This is a genomic window from Planococcus rifietoensis, assembly GCF_001465795.2.
Taxonomy (GTDB): Bacteria; Bacillota; Bacilli; order Bacillales_A; family Planococcaceae; genus Planococcus; species Planococcus rifietoensis.
Genome location: NZ_CP013659.2, coordinates 1050494 through 1068814 on the forward strand (window position 1 = coordinate 1050494; position 18321 = coordinate 1068814).

Consider the following 18321-nt stretch of genomic DNA (forward strand, 5'->3'; position numbering starts at 1 on the left):
ATAGAAAGATTAGTGGTCAGACCACTTTCAAAAAAATGGAAACAAAAGGAGTTTTCATGAATCAGCCTAAACGCTATTTAAATATTGTAAGTGAAATGCGGGACATGATTCGGGAACAGAACATTCGGCCGGGCGACCGGATCCCTTCCGAACGGGAATTGGCTGAAAAGTTGGCGGTTGGCCGGTCGACGATCCGCGAGGCGCTTCGGAGCCTGGAGTTATTAGGGCTTATCGAAACCCGACGAGGGGAAGGGACATTTTTAGCAGACCCAAGAAAACACCGGCTCGTCGAATTGCTGGCGACCTTCATATTGCAGGACACAAAAACCCTGGAAGATGTGCGGGAGACAATGTGTATACACGAAACGGCAGCTATCCAGGCAATCTGCGCAAGCGACGCCTCCAAACTTCCGGTATGGGAAAGTTTACGCGAGCGGCTGGATGGGCATGAATTCATAAGGGAAGACTTTGTCCGCGAATTGATGGTGCTGTCAGGCAACCGCCTTTCGCTGAAAATTTGGTTCTTATTAAAGCAATACGGGGGCAACCCTTATGACGGCGAAGTAATGCCGGAAGAGAGACCCTTGCTGAAAAACATCCTGCAGGCGATTGAGCAGCAGGATGCCGAAACGGCTATCCGGGATTTTAAAGCCTGGAGCAGCGTCTTAATCAAAGGAGAGAATGCACAATGGCAATGATACGCGATATATTCAAGCGAAAACGAGATGAAAAAGAAGCGACCATCCCTTCAAAAGCGGCGAAAGATGTGCCGGAAGGCTTGATGACGAAATGCCCGAACTGCAAGCACATCACCTTAACGAAGGAATTGGAGAATTTGGGCAAAGTATGCCCGAAATGCGACCATCATTTCAAGATGACGGCCCACGAGCGAATCGTCCATCTATTGGACGATTCAAGCTTCGATTCGGTAGACGATCATTTGAAATCTGAAAACCCGCTGAATTTCCCAGGTTACAGCGAGAAAGTCCAAGCTGATAGCGAAAAAACCGGTTTGAATGAAGCGGTGCTTACAGGGACCGGTTCGATCAAAGGCCAGCAAGTGGTCGTGGCCGTAATGGATTCGCATTTCCGCATGGGCTCGATGGGCTCGGTGGTCGGCGAGAAAATCACGCGCGCTGTTGAGTTGGCAACTAAATTGAAAGTGCCGTTTTTGATCTTCACAGCAAGCGGTGGAGCGCGCATGCAAGAAGGCGTATTGTCGCTCATGCAAATGGCAAAAACAAGTGTCGCGTTAAAACGCCATTCGAATGAAGGCTTGTTGTTTGTATCGATCTTGACACATCCGACGACTGGCGGCGTATCTGCCAGCTTTGCTTCTGTCGGTGACATCAATCTGGCGGAACCGAAAGCTTTGATCGGCTTTGCGGGGCGTCGTGTCATCGAGCAGACCGTGCGTGAGAAATTGCCGGAAGACTTCCAGACGGCAGAGTTTTTGCTTGACCATGGCCAGCTCGATGCGGTCGTGCATCGCTCTAAAATGCGCGAGACGCTGTCGACCATTGTGCAATTGCACGTGAAAGGAGCTGGATCCGATGCCTAAAAAGAAAATGAAAACAATGGCGTTTGAAGAACCTTTGATTGAGTTGAGAAAAAAGATTTCCGAGTTGAAGGAATACACAAAAACGGCGGATGTCGATCTTAGTTCCGAAATTACTTCTTTGGAAGATCGTTTTGCCAAACTCGAGGAAGAAATCTATGAGAACATGAAACCTTGGGACCGTGTTCAAGTGGCGCGCCATCCGGAACGCCCGACGACTTTGGATTATTTGCCGCTTGTCTTCAAGGATTTCATCGAACTGCACGGAGACCGTGTCTACGGCGATGATGAGGCGATCATCGGCGGAATCGGTAGTTTCGAAGGGCAACCGGTGACGATCATCGGCCATCAGCGGGGCAAGGACACAAAAGAAAACGTGCGCCGCAACTTCGGCATGCCGCATCCTGAAGGTTACCGGAAAGCGTTGCGTTTGATGAAACAGGCGGAAAAATTCGGCCGCCCGGTCATTTGCCTGATCGATACGAAAGGCGCTTATCCGGGAAGAGCTGCAGAAGAACGCGGGCAAAGCGAAGCGATCGCCCGCAACCTCGTAGAGATGGCCGGTCTTGAAGTGCCGGTGCTGTCGATCGTGATCGGCGAAGGCGGAAGCGGCGGGGCGCTCGCGCTTGGCGTCGGCAACCAGATCCTGATGCTTGAAAACTCGACGTTCTCGGTCATTTCGCCTGAAGGGGCGGCATCGATCCTGTGGAAAGATGCGGCACTTGCGAAAACTGCAGCGGAAGCCATGAAAATCACGGCACCTGACCTGTTGGAGATGGGCATCATCGAGCATATGATTCCCGAAGTACGTGGCGGCGCGCATCACGACACCGCTCGCCAGGCACAATTGATCAGCGGCGCCATCCGCTATTCCTTGAAGGAATTGGAAGGCTTGAGCCCAGATCAATTGATTTCGCAGCGCTATGAGAAATTCAGGGCAATCGGTGTTTTCACGGAATAAAAATCAGGCCGCGTAAAGCGGTCTTTTTATTTTTTGGAATTCAATAAAAAACGCATGCTAAACAGGAGTTATGGACTGACAGCACAGGCCCTGCGTGGTAAGGTGAATAAAGTAAAAAGGAAGTGCAGGAGGCGGTTTTGGTGAAGAAAATTGGAGTGTTGACAAGTGGCGGCGATTCGCCGGGGATGAATGCAGCGGTACGCGCAGTCGTCCGGAAAGGCATTTACCATGGCATCGAAGTGGCTGGCGTCTATTATGGCTACCAAGGATTGATTGAAGGCAACATCAAAGACCTGCAAGCAGGTGATGTCGGGGATATTATCCAGCGTGGCGGCACGAAGCTCTATTCTGCCCGCTGTGACGAATTCCGGACAGAAGAAGGTCAATGGAAAGCCATCGAGCAGATGAAGAAAAATGACCTTGAAGGCTTGGTTGTCATCGGCGGAGATGGTTCGTACCGTGGGGCGATGGCTTTGACGAAAAAAGGATTCCCGAGCATCGGAGTGCCTGGAACAATCGATAACGATATTCCCGGGACGGATTACACGATCGGTTTTGATACGGCATTGAATACCGTCATCGAAGCAATCGATAAAATCCGCGATACGGCGACAAGCCACGAACGGACATTCATCATTGAGGTGATGGGCAGAGACGCAGGCGATCTTGCTTTATGGGCCGGTCTTGCCGGCGGTGCCGAAACAATCCTCATCCCTGAAGACCCGTTTGATATCGATGATATGCTTGAACGTCTCGAAAGCGGGCGCAAGCGCGGCAAGAAACACAGCATCATCATCGTCGCAGAAGGCGTCATGAGCGGCGGGGAGCTGGCTGAGATGATTTCAGGCAAGACGAATGTAGAAACGCGCGTGTCGGTTCTTGGGCATATCCAGCGCGGTGGCACGCCGACTGCACGCGATCGTGTGCTCGGCAGCTTGTTTGGCGCACGTGCAGTAGAAGTACTGCTCGAAGGAAAAGGCGGCCTGGCAATTGGCATGAAAAATCATCAGGTGGTAGACTATGATATGACAACGGCGTTCGAAAAAGAGCACGATGCCGATATGAGTTTGTACAAGCTTTCTAAAGAATTATCAATTTAAACAGTTAATTGGAGTGAGTCTATTGAGAAAAACGAAAATCGTCTGCACAATCGGGCCGGCAAGTGAATCACCGGAAGTACTAGAACAATTGATGAAAGCGGGCATGAACGTTGCCCGGCTGAACTTCTCGCACGGCGATCACGATGAGCATGCCTTGCGCATCAAGCGCATCCGTGAAGCTTCAGAGAAGACCGGCATCACAGTTGGGATTCTATTGGATACAAAAGGCCCTGAAATCAGAACCCATAAAATGGAAAATGATTCCATTGAACTTGAAACCAACCAGGAAATCACGATTTCGATGACAGAGGTACTGGGTACGAAAGAAATGTTTTCAATCACATATGACAAGTTGATTGAAGATGTACACGAAGGCTCTACGATTTTGCTGGATGATGGCTTGATCGAATTGCGCGTTACAAGCATTGACAAAGAACGCGGCCAGATCCATACAATCGTTGAAAATGCCGGTACATTGAAAACCAAAAAAGGCGTTAACGTTCCAGGCGTATCCGTACAATTGCCAGGAATCACTGAAAAAGACGCGGCCGATCTTCTATTCGGCATTGAACAGGATGTCGACTTTGTCGCTGCATCATTTGTCCGCAGACGTTCGGATGTTATGGAAATTCGTAGCTTGCTGGAGAAAAATGGCGGATCGCATATCCAGATCATTCCGAAGATTGAAAACCAGGAAGGCGTCGATAACTTGGATGAAATCATCATGGTTTCAGACGGCCTGATGGTTGCACGTGGAGATCTTGGTGTAGAAATTCCTGCAGAAGAAGTGCCGATTGTTCAAAAATCGATGATAAACAAATGCAATAGTGCAGGGAAGCCGGTAATTACGGCGACTCAAATGCTGGATTCCATGCAGCGCAACCCGCGACCGACTCGCGCAGAAGCGAGCGATGTCGCGAATGCTATCTTTGATGGCACGGACGCCATCATGCTATCAGGCGAAACGGCAGCAGGGCTTTATCCGGTAGAATCAGTCGAAACGATGCACCGCATTGCAGAGACAACGGAAGCTGCACTTGACCATAAACAAATCGTTTCCAACCGCCGCAAAGAAAAAGAATCGAATATGACCGAAGCGATCGGCCAAGCGGTTGCATACACAGCGCTTAACTTGCGCGTGCAGGCAATTTTGGCGCCGACCGAGAGCGGCCATACGGCTAAAATGATTTCCAAATACCGTCCAGGTTCGCCGGTCATTGCAGTGACATCAACTGCACGGACTGCGCGCAAACTGACTTTGATCTGGGGCGTCCAGCCGATTGTCGGAACACGCGTTGAATCGACAGATGAAATGCTCGATGTCGCAGTGGTAGAAGCGCTTAAGCACGGCTTGATTAAGCACGGCGACCTTGTCATCATTACAGCGGGCGTTCCTGTGGGTGAAGCAGGAACAACGAACTTGATGAAACTGCGCGTCATCGGCGACATCTTGGCGAAAGGGCAAGGTATCGGCAAGAGCGTCGGCTTCGGCGAAGCAGTTGTTGTGCGCAATGCTGAAGAAGCATTGGCAATGGACACCGAAGGCAAAATCATCGTCACTTACGGTACTGACCGCGACATGATGGACGCCATCAATAATTGTGCAGGCATCGTGACCGAAGAAGGCGGTTTGACAAGCCACGCAGCAGTAGTGGGGTTAAGCCTTGGGATTCCGGTAATCGTCGGCGTTAAAGATGCAGTGACGAAAGTCGAATCAGGCCAGGATATCACGATCGATGCAGATGCAGGCGTCATTTATCACGGTCATGCAAGCGTATAAGTAAAGAAAGTTTGGAGGTCGATTGACTATGATGAAGTGGATTTTTCTGGCATTGGTGATCGTACCGACTCTTGAGCTTGCGATTTTAATCTGGGCAGGCGGGCAGATTGGATTTTTCTGGACACTCGCTTTGATTGTGGCAACCGGATTGCTTGGGGCTTTCTTGGCAAAACGCCAAGGGCTAAAAGCGATCCGCGATATCCAATCGAGCATGAACCAGATGCAGCCGCCGGGCGACCGCCTGATTGGCGCAGCCTTTATCCTAGTCGGCGGCACATTGCTGCTGACGCCTGGATTTATTTCAGATGCAGTCGGGTTCAGCTTATTGTTCACGCCGACGCAGAAGCTATACAAGCCTCTTGTTTATCGGATGCTTCAGAAGAAGATGAAAAATACCCGGATTATCGTTGGATAATTCCGGGTTCATTCATCATTAGGCAATCGTTTTTAAATTTTACCAAGCGTTTTCATTCACAAATTATACAAAGTTGATTATAATGACTAGGTAAGTCCATTTACGGAAAAGTGCATGAAAGCAGATGGCTCATTATTCTGTCTTTTTTTTTGGAATGATGAAGTAGAATGTAGAAGGAGAGATTTACATGACATCATCAAAAGGTTTAGAAGGTGTAGTCGCAACACAATCGGCGATCAGTTCGATCATCGATGATACCCTTACATACGTCGGCTACAATATCGACGATCTGGCGGACAACGCCAGCTTCGAAGAAGTAATCTACCTCTTGTGGCACCAGCGTTTGCCGAAGGCAGACGAACTCGCGGAGCTGAAACAGCAGCTCGCGGACAACATGGCGGTACCGCAAGCGGTGCTCGACCACTTCAAGACATACGACATCAAGCACGTCCATCCAATGGCGGCACTGCGCACAGCGGTCTCCATGCTCGGCCTCTTCGACGAAGAAGCGGAAGTGATGGAAGATGCGGCGAACTACCGCAAAGCGATCAAAATCCAGGCGAAGATCTCGACGCTCGTGACGGCCTTCGGCCGCATCCGCGCCGGCAAAGAACCGATCCAGCCGAAAACGGATTACAGCTTCGCAGCGAACTTCCTGTACATGCTGTCTGGCGAAGAGCCAAAAGACATCGAAGTCGAAGCGTTCAATAAAGCGCTTGTGCTTCACGCAGACCACGAACTGAACGCTTCGACGTTCACGGCGCGTGTCGCAGTGGCTACTTTGTCGGATGTCTATTCCGGCGTGACAGCAGCGATCGGCGCTTTGAAAGGCCCACTTCATGGCGGCGCCAACGAGCAAGTGATGAAGATGCTCACAGAAATCGGATCGGTCGACAACGTCGAGCCGGTCATCAAAGAAAAACTGGCGAACAAAGAGAAAATCATGGGCTTCGGCCACCGTGTCTACCAAAAAGGCGACCCGCGTGCGAAGCATTTGCGCGAAATGTCGCAAAAGCTCACTGAGCTTCGCGGCGAATCGAAATGGTATGACATGTCCGTGAAAATCGAAGAATTGGTAACGAGCGAAAAACCGCTTCCGCCAAACGTCGATTTCTACTCGGCTTCGGTCTATCACTCGTTGAACATCGAGCATGATTTGTTCACGCCGATCTTCGCGGTCTCCCGTGCGTCGGGCTGGCTCGCGCACATCCTGGAGCAATACTCGAACAACCGCCTGATCCGCCCGCGTGCGGAATACATCGGGCCTGGCATGCAAACTTACGTGCCGGTTGAAGAACGTTAATTCAGGCAATACAATAAAATTTGATGGGGCTGACACAATGTGCAGCCCTATGACTTTGAACTCAGGAGGAACTTACACATGACGAACGGCGAAAAAATCTCAGTAGAAAACGGCGTCTTGAACGTCCCTAATAACGCAGTCATCCCATTCATTATCGGTGACGGAACTGGACCAGATATCTGGAATGCAGCTTCTCGCGTACTTGAAGAAGCGGTAAACAAAGCTTATAACGGCGAAAAATCAATCGTCTGGAAAGAAGTTTTGGCTGGTCAAAAAGCGTTCGACGAAACTGGCGAATGGCTTCCAGCTGAAACTCTTGACGTAATCCGTGAATACTTGATCGCAATCAAAGGCCCGCTTACTACGCCAATCGGCGGCGGTATCCGTTCATTGAACGTGGCACTTCGCCAAGAGCTTGACCTTTACACTTGCTTGCGCCCTGTCCGTTATTTCGAAGGCGTGCCTTCACCGGTTAAACGCCCTGAAGATACAGATATGGTCATCTTCCGTGAAAACACTGAAGATATCTACGCTGGTATCGAATACGCTAACGGCAGCGACGAAGTGAAAAAATTGATCTCATTCCTTACTGATGAAATGGGCGTCAAAAACATCCGCTTCCCAGAATCATCAGGTATCGGCATCAAACCGATCTCTGAAGAAGGAACAAAACGCCTTGTGCGTTCTGCGATCAACTATGCGTTGACTGAAGGCCGCGACTCCGTAACGCTTGTCCATAAAGGGAACATCATGAAGTTCACTGAAGGAGCTTTCAAAAACTGGGGCTATGAAGTGGCTGAGCAAGAGTTTGGCGACAAAGTCTTCACATGGAACGAATACGATGCAATCAAAGACGAAAAAGGAACAGATGCTGCGAACAAAGCACAAGAAGACGCTTTGGCTTCAGGCAAGATCCTTGTTAAAGATTCCATCGCTGATATCTTCCTTCAGCAAATCCTTACACGCCCAAGCGAGTTCGACGTTGTTGCAACAATGAACTTGAACGGCGACTATATTTCCGATGCACTTGCTGCGCAAGTCGGCGGTATCGGTATCGCACCAGGCGCAAACATCAACTACGATACAGGACATGCAATTTTCGAAGCGACTCACGGTACTGCTCCGAAATACGCTGGCCTTGATAAAGTCAACCCATCTTCTGTTATCTTGTCAGGCGTCTTGATGCTTGAGCACCTTGGCTGGTCAGAAGCTGCGAAATTGATCACATCATCTATGGAAAAAACCATTGCGTCTAAAGTTGTCACTTATGACTTCGCTCGTCTAATGGACGGCGCGACAGAAGTGAAAACATCTGCATTCGCTGATGAACTAATTAAAAACATGTAAAATGAAAGAGGAGGCTTTTGCCTCCTCTTTGTTGTATCATCTGACGGAAAGGGGAGTTTCATATGACATTCAAACGAAAAAAGATTTCGGTAATCGGTTCTGGTTTCACTGGTGCGACGACAGCATTTTTGTTGGCGCAGAAAGAATTGGGGGATGTCGTCATCGTTGATATTCCGGCAATGGAAGATCCGGCGAAAGGCAAAGCGCTGGATATGGCGGAAGCGGCACCTGTACTGAATTTTGATGCGCATATTACAGGAACTTCGGATTACGGAGATACGAAAGATTCCGATCTCGTCATCATTACGGCCGGCGTCGCCAGAAAACCGGGCATGAGCCGCGATGATCTGGTGCAGACCAACCAGAAAGTCATGAAATCCGTTACAAAAGAAATCGTTGCCCACTCGCCAAATGCAACAATATTGGTGTTGACCAATCCAGTGGATGCGATGACGTACACTGTCTTCAAAGAATCCGGCTTGCCGAAAGAGCGTGTCATCGGCCAGTCCGGCGTGCTTGATTCGGCTCGCTTCCGCAGCTTTGTGGCTGAAGAGCTCAATCTGTCGGTCAAAGATATTACCGGATTTGTGCTCGGCGGCCACGGAGATGATATGGTGCCGCTCGTCCGCTACTCGTTCGCTGGCGGCATCCCGCTCGAAACCCTTATCCCGAAAGACCGGCTCGAGCAAATCGTCGAGCGGACGCGAAAAGGCGGCGCGGAAATCGTCAATCTTCTCGGCAATGGTTCAGCGTATTATGCGCCTGCCGCCTCGTTGGTGGAAATGGCTGAAGCAATTTTACTGGACCAAAAACGTGTCTTGCCGTCAATCGCTTATCTTCAAGGAGAATACGGCATGGACGGTATTTATCTTGGAGTACCGGCAGTGCTCGGTGCATCCGGAATCGAAAAAATCATCGAAATCGAGTTGAACGAAGAAGAAAAACAAGCGCTCGACAAGTCCGCTGCATCGGTTAAAGCAGTGATGGATGTATTAGCGTAAAGCACAGAGCCGGGCAGTGAGTTACTGCCCGGCTTTTTATATACATATATATAAGCGGCATTCGGGCAGTTATTGACAGTGTGTCAAAGCGAGCGAGCTTGCACTTGTACTCATGAAATTGATACTATAAGGATATGAACCACTTAGGGGAGGGAACGCCCGTGTTGCTCGGGAAAAAACGCAAGCTAGGCAGAAAGATTGAAGACATTACAGTCGGAGAGAAGTTGAAGCTGACCGAAAAGGTCGAAGACAAGGATTTGCTCTTGTATCTTGGCTTGACAAATGATGGAAATCCTTTGTATATCCAGCATGATTTTGCATCAACGACCAGTTTTGAAAAACCGGTCGTGCCGAACATCATGTTGACGGGAATCGTCACATCAGCGGTCTCCAAGTATATGCCAGGCCCGGGTTCGTATATTTGCGAACAGCATTTGGTTTTCAAAAAACCGGTCTATCATTATGCGACAGTCGATTTCCTATTGGAAGTGGCCGATGTAGACCTGAGAGGCAATTTGGTGACCATCCGTGTCGAAGGTACAGATGAAGAAGGCGCCATTTGCATAGAAGGAAAAATCGTGGCACAACCACCAAAGACTTCAAACAAATTGACAACGCAGGCGATGGAAAATTTCTAAAGCGGTTTGGGATGGGGGTTCCAAATTGAGTGTGGAGGATGCAAAATGCCGAAGAAACTTTTGATCATTGAAGACGAACATTCGATTGCAACGTTGTTATCGTATAATTTGGTGCAGGCGGGGTATGAAACGATTATCGCGAATGACGGGAAACAAGGGTACGATCTTGCGCTAAGCGAAAAGCCGGATTTGATCGTGCTGGATTTGATGTTGCCGTCTATGGATGGCGTGGAAGTGTGCAAATCACTGCGCCAGCAGAAAGTGAACACACCAATCATCATGTTGACGGCAAAAGGCGACGAATTCGACAAAGTACTCGGCCTCGAACTAGGTGCAGATGATTATATGACCAAGCCGTTCAGCCCGCGTGAAGTGGTTGCCCGTATCAAGGCAGTATTGCGCCGGGCAGAAACAAGCCCTGTCATCCAGCAGGATGGGTCTACGCCTTATGTGTTCGGCAAGTTGCAAATTTTCCCAGATAGATTCGAAGTGTTTTTGGATGAAAAGCAATTGGAATTCACGCCAAAAGAGTTCGAACTGCTCGTCTATTTGGCTGAAAACAAAAATAGAGTGTTGACACGCGATCAATTATTGAGCGCCGTGTGGAAATACGATTTTGCGGGCGATACACGGATTGTCGATGTTCACGTCAGCCATTTGCGTGAAAAGATCGAAGTGAATACGCGCAAGCCGACTTACATTAAAACAATTCGGGGCTTGGGCTATAAATTCGAGGAGCCGAAAAGTTCATGACTTTCCGGCGCCGCTTGCTGATCTCCTTATTGCTATGGATCGGCACGCTGCTCATAGGGCTTTATTTGATCGTGCTCCAGTTTCTTCCTTTATATGAGGAGGCGGCCAATAAATCCGCCGTGTGGTTGGCGCTCGGGCTTATTTTCCTTGTAGGGCTCGGGGCCTCCGCCGTCATTGGAAACCGCATCATCCGTTTGCAAGTGGAGCCGGTGGAAAATGCTACAGCGACCGCAGTGGAACTGGTGAAAGGGAATTACCGTGCACGTGCTTATGAATCCGATGCCCAGGGCAGCTTGGAGTTGAATAAGACAATCAATGTACTGGCACGCAATCTGCAGGAAGTCGCGACTGTCCGCTTGATGGAGCAGGAACGGCTGAAAACCTTGATTGAGAATATGGGCAGTGCACTGATCATGATTGACCGGCAGGGGACGATTTCCCTGGTCAACAGGGCTTTTCTCGAAGAAACGGGTTTGAGCAGTGACGCGGTTCTTGGTAGTTTGTACCGTGAAATCAGTATTGCGCCCGAGCTGAAATCCTTCATTGAAACAGTATTCATGACTGAGACGCGCTCGCGCGATCAAATCGAGTTCGCCGAAGGGCTGAAAATGAAGAACTTGGATGTCTACGGCGCACCGGTCATCGGCGAACACGAGCGCTGGCTGGGTGTGGTCATCGTTTTCCATGATATTACCGAGTTGAAAAAATTGGAGCAAGTGCGCAAGGATTTCGTGGCGAATGTTTCTCATGAATTGCGTACGCCTGTCACTTCTATTAAAGGGTTCTCGGAAACTTTGCTGGATGGGGCCTATCAGGATACAGATACGTTATTGTCCTTTTTGGAAATTATCCAGACGGAAAGCAATCGCTTGGAAATGCTTATCAATGATTTGCTCAACTTGTCCAATATGGAGCGTTCCGCTTTCCACATTGAGCTGGAGCCGACAGATATGAAAGCCGTCATTGAACGGGCCGTCGAGACGGTGCACCCAAAACTGGCAGAAAAGAATATTAGCCTTGAATTGGATTTGGCACCGGTTATTGTGAACGGCGACGGGAACCGGCTCATCCAAGTCATCGTCAATTTATTGATCAATGCTTGCACTTATTCACAGGAAAACACCAAAGTGTCGCTGAAGCTTTACGCTGAAGGGGATCAGGCCATTGTAGAAGTGGAAGATCAAGGCATCGGCATCGAAGCATCCGAAATCGGCCGCTTGTTTGAGCGTTTTTACCGAGTCGACCGGGCCCGCAGCCGGAATTCTGGAGGTACCGGGCTTGGGCTTTCGATCGTCAAACACATCATCGAAGCGCATCATGGCAATGTCGAAGTGGAAAGCGAAGTCGGCGTCGGGACAACCTTTACCGTTCATTTGCCGCTTGCGGAAGAAATTTAGGAGGAACATATGGAAACCAAACACCCATTTTTGCCGATTATCGTCGGCACCGATATGAATGCTTATAATATGGCGATTTCATTTCACGAAGCATACGGCATCAAGCCGATCTTGATTGGCAAAGAGCCATTGTCCTTTACGGAAATGAGCTCGATCACTGAAACCATCGAATTCGATAAGAAATTGTCCGAACCGGAACATTTCGCGGATATTTTAATCGGCATGGCAGACAAATACAGAGCTCCTGGCAAAACCTTATTGCTAGTTGGCACGAACGATTTATACGTGCGCTTGATCATTGAGAATGCTAAAGTACTGCGCGAGCATTATGTATTCAATTATCCGAACGAAGCATTGATGAACCAGCTGCAAATGAAAGCGAATTTCTACGAATTGTGCAAAGAGCACGGCATCGATACACCGACGACTTATTTTTACGACTGCAGCCAGGATATGCCGTTTGATGATAGCGATATGATGTATCCGGTTGTCGTCAAGCCAAGCAATGGCATCGAATACAGCCGCAATAATTTCGAAGGCCAGGAAAAAGTCTATAAAGTGGACAGTCCGAAAGAATTGTTTGAAGTTGTCCAGAAAATCAAGGCAAGCGGCTACCGTGATGAATTAATCATTCAGGATTTCATTCCAGGCGATGATACATATATGTGGGATTCCGTCATCTATGCCAATTCCAAAGGGCAGACACAATTGGTGACGTTCGCGCAAGTTGTCTTGCAGGAGCACACAGTGACAGCCATCGGCAATTACACGGCGCTCATCACGCGCTTCGATAAGGAAATGATGCAAAAGCTCCAGCACTTCCTCGAAGCGGTCGGCTATACCGGCTTCGCCAATTTCGATTTGAAGTACGATTCGCGCGACAAGAAGTTCAAGGTCTTCGAAGTGAATATTCGCCAAGGGCGCTCAAGCTATTACGTGACGGCGCTTGGCCATAACATGGCGGAGTACTTGGTCGATGATTTGATCTATAAAACAGACAAGCCGATCACGTATTTGAATGAAGATTTCCTGTTCACGGTCGTCCCCAAAGCGGTATTGCGCAACTTCGTCCAAAACCAGGCGGTCCAAAAAGACATCAAACGCTTGATCAAGGAAAAGAAATGGGGCAATCCGCTATTCTATAAAAAAGATACCCACATGAAGCGCAAACTGTATCTTTTTGCGCGCCAAGTGAATTATTATAAAAAATACAAAAACAATCAATGGTAAGTTTACAAAGGCTTAACACCAGCTTCACAATCAGGTGCTATTCTTTAATAGAACCCCCTTCAACCGCATGACTTGAAAAAGAGCCCTTCCCCGGGCTCTTTTTCTATTTTCCTGAAACTATTTCACAATCATTCCGTATACATAGTTATAAAGATAAAAGGGGGAAACACCATGACTACGAAACGAGTGCTGTCGATTATCGGCTTATCGATTGCGGGCATACTGTTATTGGTCGCTGTTTTTACTTCCTGGTATACGGTTGATGAATCGGAGCAGGCAGTCATTATCACATTCGGTGAAGCAGGAGAGCCGGTTACGGAATCGGGGCTTCATTTCAAGATGCCTTGGCCAATCCAAAAAGCGGAAGTGATGTCAAAAGAAACGTACAGCCTTCAATTCGGCTATGACCAAAACGAGGATGGCGAAGTCACTGCATACGACAAAGAAACCAAGATGATCACAGGAGATGAAAACATCGTCCTGACAGATCTTGTCGTCCAGTGGAAAATTACCGACCCTAAAAAATTCCTCTTCAATGCGGAAAATCCGCGGGAAATGCTTCACGATGCCACTTCAGCTTCCATCCGCTCGATCATCGGAAGTTCCTTGATCGATGACGCCTTGACTTCAGGGAAAGCGGAAATCGAAGCAGAGACACGCGACTTGCTATCATCACTAATCGAAGAATACGATATCGGCATTTCTGTCTTGGCGGTCAAGCTTCAGGATGTGGAGCTGCCGAACGAAGAAGTCCGCGCAGCGTTCACGAACGTGACGGACGCCAGGGAAACGATGAACACAAAGATCAATGAAGCGAATAAATACGAAAATCAAAAACGCAACGAAGCCTTGGGTGAGAAATCAGCCATTAATTCACGGGCAGAAGCTCAGAAAGTCGAACGAGTGGAGCAGGCGACAGGAGACGTTGCGGTATTCGATAAACTGTATGCCGAATACGAAGGCAATCCGGAAGTGACCAGGCAGCGCTTGATCATGGAAACTTTGGAGTCGGTGCTACCGGACGCCAAATTGTATATCATGAACGACGATGAAGGAACGATGAAGTATTTGCCGCTCGGCGAAATGCAAACTGCGGTACCGCCGGCAGCAGAAGAACAAACCGAAGAAGGGGGCGGCAACTGATGGATCCGAAACAGCCATTCGGCAATTCCAACACAACGGATATCTTCGGCAATAAAAATCGGGCCAAAAAACCGAGAGAACCGAGAGAACCGATCAATTACCGGAAATACTGGAAACCGATCCTCATCTCGACGCTTGTCTTTTTCGCATTGTTGATCGTGCTGACCAATACCTATGTCGTGAAGGAAAACGAATACCGCGTTGTCCGGCAGTTCGGCGAAGTCGTCAAAGTCCAGGAAGACCCGGGCATCAAGATGAAGATCCCGTTCATCCAAAGCATCACGACGATCCCGAAATACCAGATGACTTATGATGTATCGGAAGCGGAAATCAACACGAAAGACAAAAAGCGCATCTTGATCGATAATTACGCCGTCTGGCGAGTGACCGACCCGTTAAGCATGATTTCGAACGCCGGCACGATCGTCAATGCCGAATCGCGCATGGAGGAGTTTATTTATTCCGTCGTGCGCACCGAGCTTGGCCAGCTGGATTATGATGAAATCATCAACGACGAAAATTCCTCACGCGGCAGTTTGAATGACACGGTGACGGAAAGAGTCAATGAATTGCTCAACACAGATCAATACGGCATTGAAGTCGTCGATGTCCGCATGAAACGCACCGATTTACCGGCAGAAAACGAACAAGCCGTCTTTACACGGATGATCTCTGAGCGGGATTCGACTGCGCAGGATTACTTGTCGCAAGGCGATGCACGCAAGCGTGAAATCGAAGCGCAAGCGGACCGCGAAGCACAGGAAGTCATTGCGACCGCCAAAAAAGAAGCGGCTTTGATCGAAGCAGACGGGGAAGCGGAAGCTGCTCAGATCTACAACGAATCATTCTCGAAAGACCCTGAGTTTTATGAACTATACCGTTCACTCGAATCATATTCGAAAACGGTCGGTGAAGACACGGTCATCATCATGCCGTCGGATTCACCTTATGCAAGATTGTTATCCGGAAATCTGGAATAATGTCTGGAGCCGTCATTTCTCTTCTATTTGCCTGCGTGGTAAAATAAAGGGAATGACGGCTTTTTTATGGAAAGGGGTAATTTTGTGTCAAAGAAAATCTTATTGCTCGATGGCAACAGCCTGGCATACCGCGCATTTTTCGCGCTGCCATTATTGACGAACGACAACGGAGTGCACACGAATGCAGTGTACGGCTTCACGACGATGCTGCAAAAGCTATTGGAGGAAGAAAAGCCGACCCATATGATGGTGGCATTCGATGCCGGGAAAACAACTTTCCGCAACGAAGCCTATAAAGAATATAAAGGCGGACGGCAAAAGACTCCGCCGGAACTGTCCGAACAATTCCCGTATTTACGCAAGCTGCTTACGGCATACCAAATCAAACAATACGAACTCGATAATTACGAGGCGGACGATATTATCGGAACGTTGAGCCTTCAAGCCGAACAGGCGGGCGACCAGGTCGTCGTCGTTTCCGGTGATAAGGACTTGACGCAGCTTGCATCAGATTCGACGGTCGTCTACATCACACGAAAAGGCATCACCGATATCGAGAAATACACAGTGGACCATATCCAAGAAAAATACGGCCTGACGCCGCTGCAGATTATCGACATGAAAGGCTTGATGGGCGATTCTTCCGATAACATTCCGGGCGTTCCAGGCGTCGGGGAAAAGACAGCCTTGAAGCTGCTCGCCAAACACGGGTCAGTGGAAGGCGTCTATGAAACGATCGAGGAACAAAAAGGCAAAATGAAGGAAAAGCTTGTGGAAAATGAAGAGCTTGCTTATTTGTCCAAAAAACTCGCGACGATTGAACGCCAAGCGCCCGTAGAAGTGTCGATCGATGAACTCGATTATGCAGGACCCGACCAGGATGAATTGGTGCGCATCTGGAATGAGCTCGCATTTAAATCATTATTGGAAAAGCTGGACTATACGGCAGAGGAAACCGACAAGGAAGAATTGCATTTCGAAGTGCTCGAAACGGTCGATCAGAGCCTGCTCGAAGACGGCATGGCAGTCCACCTGGAACTATACGACGAACATTACCATAGCTGCGATTTGCTGGGAGTTTCCTTGGCATCCGAAAAAGCCACCTACGTCATCCCGATGGAAGTAGCGGAACAATCGGAAGCGCTGAAGGAGTGGCTTGAAGATGAGGCGGCCAACAAATACATGTCCGATTCAAAAGCGGCGACTGCGGCATTTCTCAGAAAAGGTATTAAAATCGACGGGGTCGACTTTGATTTGATGCTCGGGGCCTATATTGTCAATCCTTCGCTCAAGTATACGGACCTGGCTGATATTGTTCGTGAATACGGCTATTCGGATGTCTCGACCAACGAACAGGTGTATGGCAAAGGGGCAAAGAAAAAAGTTCCTGAAGCGGCTGACTTGAATGAGCATATGGCGAGAAAAGCGAGAGCAATCTATAACGTGCGCCCCGTGGTGGTCAAAAAACTGGAAGAAAATGAACAATTTGACTTATACGATAAATTGGAACTGCCGCTTGCAAAAGTGCTCGGCCAAATGGAGTCGCTCGGCGTCAAAGTGGACCGCGGCCAATTGGCTGACATGGGCGTGGAATTGAAACGCAAGCTTGGCATGATCGAACAGGAAATCTATGCGCTTGCCGGACAGGAATTCAATATTAACTCGCCGAAGCAGCTTGGGGTTATCTTATTCGAGCAATTGGGCTTGCCGGCAATCAAAAAGACTAAAACCGGTTACTCGACTGCAGCGGATGTGCTTGAGAAATTGGAAGGCAAACACGAAATCATCCATCATATCCTGATGTACCGCCAGCTCGGTAAATTGCTGTCGACGTATATTGAAGGATTATTGAAAGAGATTCACGAGGACGGCAAAGTCCATACGCGTTTCCAGCAAGCCCTGACGACAACCGGCAGGCTTAGTTCCACGAACCCGAACTTGCAGAACATCCCAGTGCGCCTGGAAGAAGGGCGCAAGATCCGCAAAGCGTTCGTTCCGTCACAACCTGGGTGGGTAATGGTCGCAGCGGATTATTCACAGATCGAATTGCGCGTACTTGCCCATATGTCGAAAGACGAGAGCTTGATCGAAGCGTTCCAGTCGGATCTGGATATCCACACGAAAACAGCCAGTGACGTCTTTAGTGTATCGCTCGAAGAAGTGACTTCCGACATGCGCCGCGCGGCCAAAGCGGTCAATTTCGGCATCGTCTATGGCATCAGCGACTACGGCTTGTCGCAAAACTTGAACATCACCCGTAAAGATGCGGCTGACTTTATCGAACGCTATTTGGCGAGTTTCCCGGGCGTACAAGGCTATATGACATCCATTGTGGAACAGGCGAAAAAAGACGGCTTTGTCACGACCTTGATGAACCGCCGCCGCTATTTGCCGGACATCAATAGCTCGAACTTCAATTTGCGCAGTTTTGCGGAACGTACCGCGATGAATACGCCGATTCAGGGAAGTGCGGCCGATGTCATCAAGCAGGCGATGATCGAAATGGATATCGCGCTTGAACGCGAAGGGCTGCAGTCGAAGATGATCTTGCAAGTGCATGATGAACTGATCTTTGAAGCGCCTGCCGAAGAACTAGAAAAACTCATGGAATTGGTTCCTGAAGTGATGGAGTCGGCCGTGAAACTCAATGTGCCATTGAAAGTCGATATCGCATCAGGCGATACTTGGTACGATACAAAGTAAGGAGGAATGTGC

16 protein-coding genes are annotated in these 18321 nt (G+C 49.0%); all 16 read left to right on the plus strand.

Annotated features, from left to right (window positions below; translation table 11 throughout):
• Positions 1 to 56: 56 nt before the first annotated feature.
• The 16 genes from AUC31_RS05100 to polA all read left to right on the plus strand — a co-directional run bounded on the left by AUC31_RS05100 (position 57) and on the right by polA (position 18309).
• Positions 57 to 698, plus strand: coding sequence for a FadR/GntR family transcriptional regulator (locus tag AUC31_RS05100; protein ID WP_157073462.1), 642 nt, complete (start codon positions 57 to 59; stop codon positions 696 to 698).
• On the plus strand, positions 689 to 1561 hold the full coding sequence (gene accD, locus AUC31_RS05105; RefSeq protein WP_058381088.1) for an acetyl-CoA carboxylase, carboxyltransferase subunit beta: 873 nt from the start codon (positions 689 to 691) through the stop codon (positions 1559 to 1561). The genes AUC31_RS05100 and accD overlap by 10 nt, the downstream gene beginning before the upstream one ends.
• A complete protein-coding gene (gene accA, locus AUC31_RS05110) occupies positions 1554 to 2519 on the plus strand; it encodes an acetyl-CoA carboxylase carboxyl transferase subunit alpha (RefSeq protein WP_058381087.1) in 966 nt (321 codons plus the stop codon). Before accD ends, accA begins: the two co-directional genes overlap by 8 nt.
• A gap of 140 nt (positions 2520 to 2659) precedes the next feature.
• On the plus strand, positions 2660 to 3619 hold the full coding sequence (gene pfkA / locus AUC31_RS05115) for a 6-phosphofructokinase (RefSeq protein WP_058381086.1): 960 nt from the start codon (positions 2660 to 2662) through the stop codon (positions 3617 to 3619).
• Between the two features lie 22 nt (positions 3620 to 3641).
• Positions 3642 to 5399, plus strand: a complete 1758-nt coding sequence (gene pyk / locus AUC31_RS05120) for a pyruvate kinase (protein WP_058381085.1) — start codon at positions 3642 to 3644, stop codon at positions 5397 to 5399.
• Positions 5400 to 5427: 28 nt separating this feature from the next.
• Complete coding sequence (locus AUC31_RS05125; RefSeq protein ID WP_058381084.1) at positions 5428 to 5814, plus strand: FxsA family protein; 387 nt, start codon at positions 5428 to 5430, stop codon at positions 5812 to 5814.
• A 187-nt stretch (positions 5815 to 6001) separates the two neighbouring features.
• Positions 6002 to 7117, plus strand: a complete 1116-nt coding sequence (citZ, locus tag AUC31_RS05130) for a citrate synthase (RefSeq protein ID WP_058381083.1) — start codon at positions 6002 to 6004, stop codon at positions 7115 to 7117.
• Between the two features lie 78 nt (positions 7118 to 7195).
• The gene (icd, locus tag AUC31_RS05135) at positions 7196 to 8464 is read left to right on the plus strand and encodes an NADP-dependent isocitrate dehydrogenase (RefSeq protein WP_058381082.1); all 1269 of its coding nucleotides are present in this window, start codon (positions 7196 to 7198) and stop codon (positions 8462 to 8464) included.
• A gap of 62 nt (positions 8465 to 8526) precedes the next feature.
• Complete coding sequence (mdh, locus tag AUC31_RS05140) at positions 8527 to 9465, plus strand: malate dehydrogenase (RefSeq protein WP_058381081.1); 939 nt, start codon at positions 8527 to 8529, stop codon at positions 9463 to 9465.
• 161 nt (positions 9466 to 9626) lie between these two features.
• Positions 9627 to 10103 (plus strand): MaoC family dehydratase, encoded by a 477-nt coding sequence (locus AUC31_RS05145; protein ID WP_058381080.1) that lies wholly within the window; start codon positions 9627 to 9629, stop codon positions 10101 to 10103.
• Positions 10104 to 10148: 45 nt separating this feature from the next.
• Complete coding sequence (locus AUC31_RS05150; protein ID WP_058381079.1) at positions 10149 to 10856, plus strand: response regulator transcription factor; 708 nt, start codon at positions 10149 to 10151, stop codon at positions 10854 to 10856.
• On the plus strand, positions 10853 to 12253 hold the full coding sequence (pnpS, locus tag AUC31_RS05155) for a two-component system histidine kinase PnpS (protein WP_058381078.1): 1401 nt from the start codon (positions 10853 to 10855) through the stop codon (positions 12251 to 12253). The genes AUC31_RS05150 and pnpS overlap by 4 nt, the downstream gene beginning before the upstream one ends.
• Before the next feature lie 9 nt (positions 12254 to 12262).
• Positions 12263 to 13483, plus strand: a complete 1221-nt coding sequence (locus tag AUC31_RS05160) for a carboxylate--amine ligase (RefSeq protein ID WP_058381077.1) — start codon at positions 12263 to 12265, stop codon at positions 13481 to 13483.
• 171 nt (positions 13484 to 13654) lie between these two features.
• A complete protein-coding gene (hflK, locus tag AUC31_RS05165) occupies positions 13655 to 14626 on the plus strand; it encodes an FtsH protease activity modulator HflK (RefSeq protein WP_058381076.1) in 972 nt (323 codons plus the stop codon).
• A complete protein-coding gene (gene hflC, locus AUC31_RS05170; protein ID WP_058381075.1) occupies positions 14626 to 15606 on the plus strand; it encodes a protease modulator HflC in 981 nt (326 codons plus the stop codon). Before hflK ends, hflC begins: the two co-directional genes overlap by 1 nt.
• A 66-nt stretch (positions 15607 to 15672) precedes the next feature.
• Positions 15673 to 18309 carry a DNA polymerase I gene (polA, locus tag AUC31_RS05175; protein WP_174519994.1) on the plus strand — a complete coding sequence of 879 codons (2637 nt, stop codon included), beginning with the start codon at positions 15673 to 15675 and terminating at the stop codon, positions 18307 to 18309.
• Positions 18310 to 18321: the final 12 nt, after the last annotated feature.

Coding starts and splice junctions, on each gene's coding strand:
- AUC31_RS05160 (WP_058381077.1), top strand. CDS start 12,263: ATGGAAACCAAACACCCATTTTTGCCGATTATCGTCGGCACCGATATG.
- mdh (WP_058381081.1), top strand. CDS start 8,527: ATGACATTCAAACGAAAAAAGATTTCGGTAATCGGTTCTGGTTTCACT.
- pnpS (WP_058381078.1), top strand. CDS start 10,853: ATGACTTTCCGGCGCCGCTTGCTGATCTCCTTATTGCTATGGATCGGC.
- hflC (WP_058381075.1), top strand. CDS start 14,626: ATGGATCCGAAACAGCCATTCGGCAATTCCAACACAACGGATATCTTC.
- AUC31_RS05125 (WP_058381084.1), top strand. CDS start 5,428: ATGATGAAGTGGATTTTTCTGGCATTGGTGATCGTACCGACTCTTGAG.
- AUC31_RS05150 (WP_058381079.1), top strand. CDS start 10,149: ATGCCGAAGAAACTTTTGATCATTGAAGACGAACATTCGATTGCAACG.
- AUC31_RS05100 (WP_157073462.1), top strand. CDS start 57: ATGAATCAGCCTAAACGCTATTTAAATATTGTAAGTGAAATGCGGGAC.
- hflK (WP_058381076.1), top strand. CDS start 13,655: ATGACTACGAAACGAGTGCTGTCGATTATCGGCTTATCGATTGCGGGC.
- accA (WP_058381087.1), top strand. CDS start 1,554: ATGCCTAAAAAGAAAATGAAAACAATGGCGTTTGAAGAACCTTTGATT.
- accD (WP_058381088.1), top strand. CDS start 689: ATGGCAATGATACGCGATATATTCAAGCGAAAACGAGATGAAAAAGAA.
- citZ (WP_058381083.1), top strand. CDS start 6,002: ATGACATCATCAAAAGGTTTAGAAGGTGTAGTCGCAACACAATCGGCG.
- polA (WP_174519994.1), top strand. CDS start 15,673: ATGGAAAGGGGTAATTTTGTGTCAAAGAAAATCTTATTGCTCGATGGC.
- icd (WP_058381082.1), top strand. CDS start 7,196: ATGACGAACGGCGAAAAAATCTCAGTAGAAAACGGCGTCTTGAACGTC.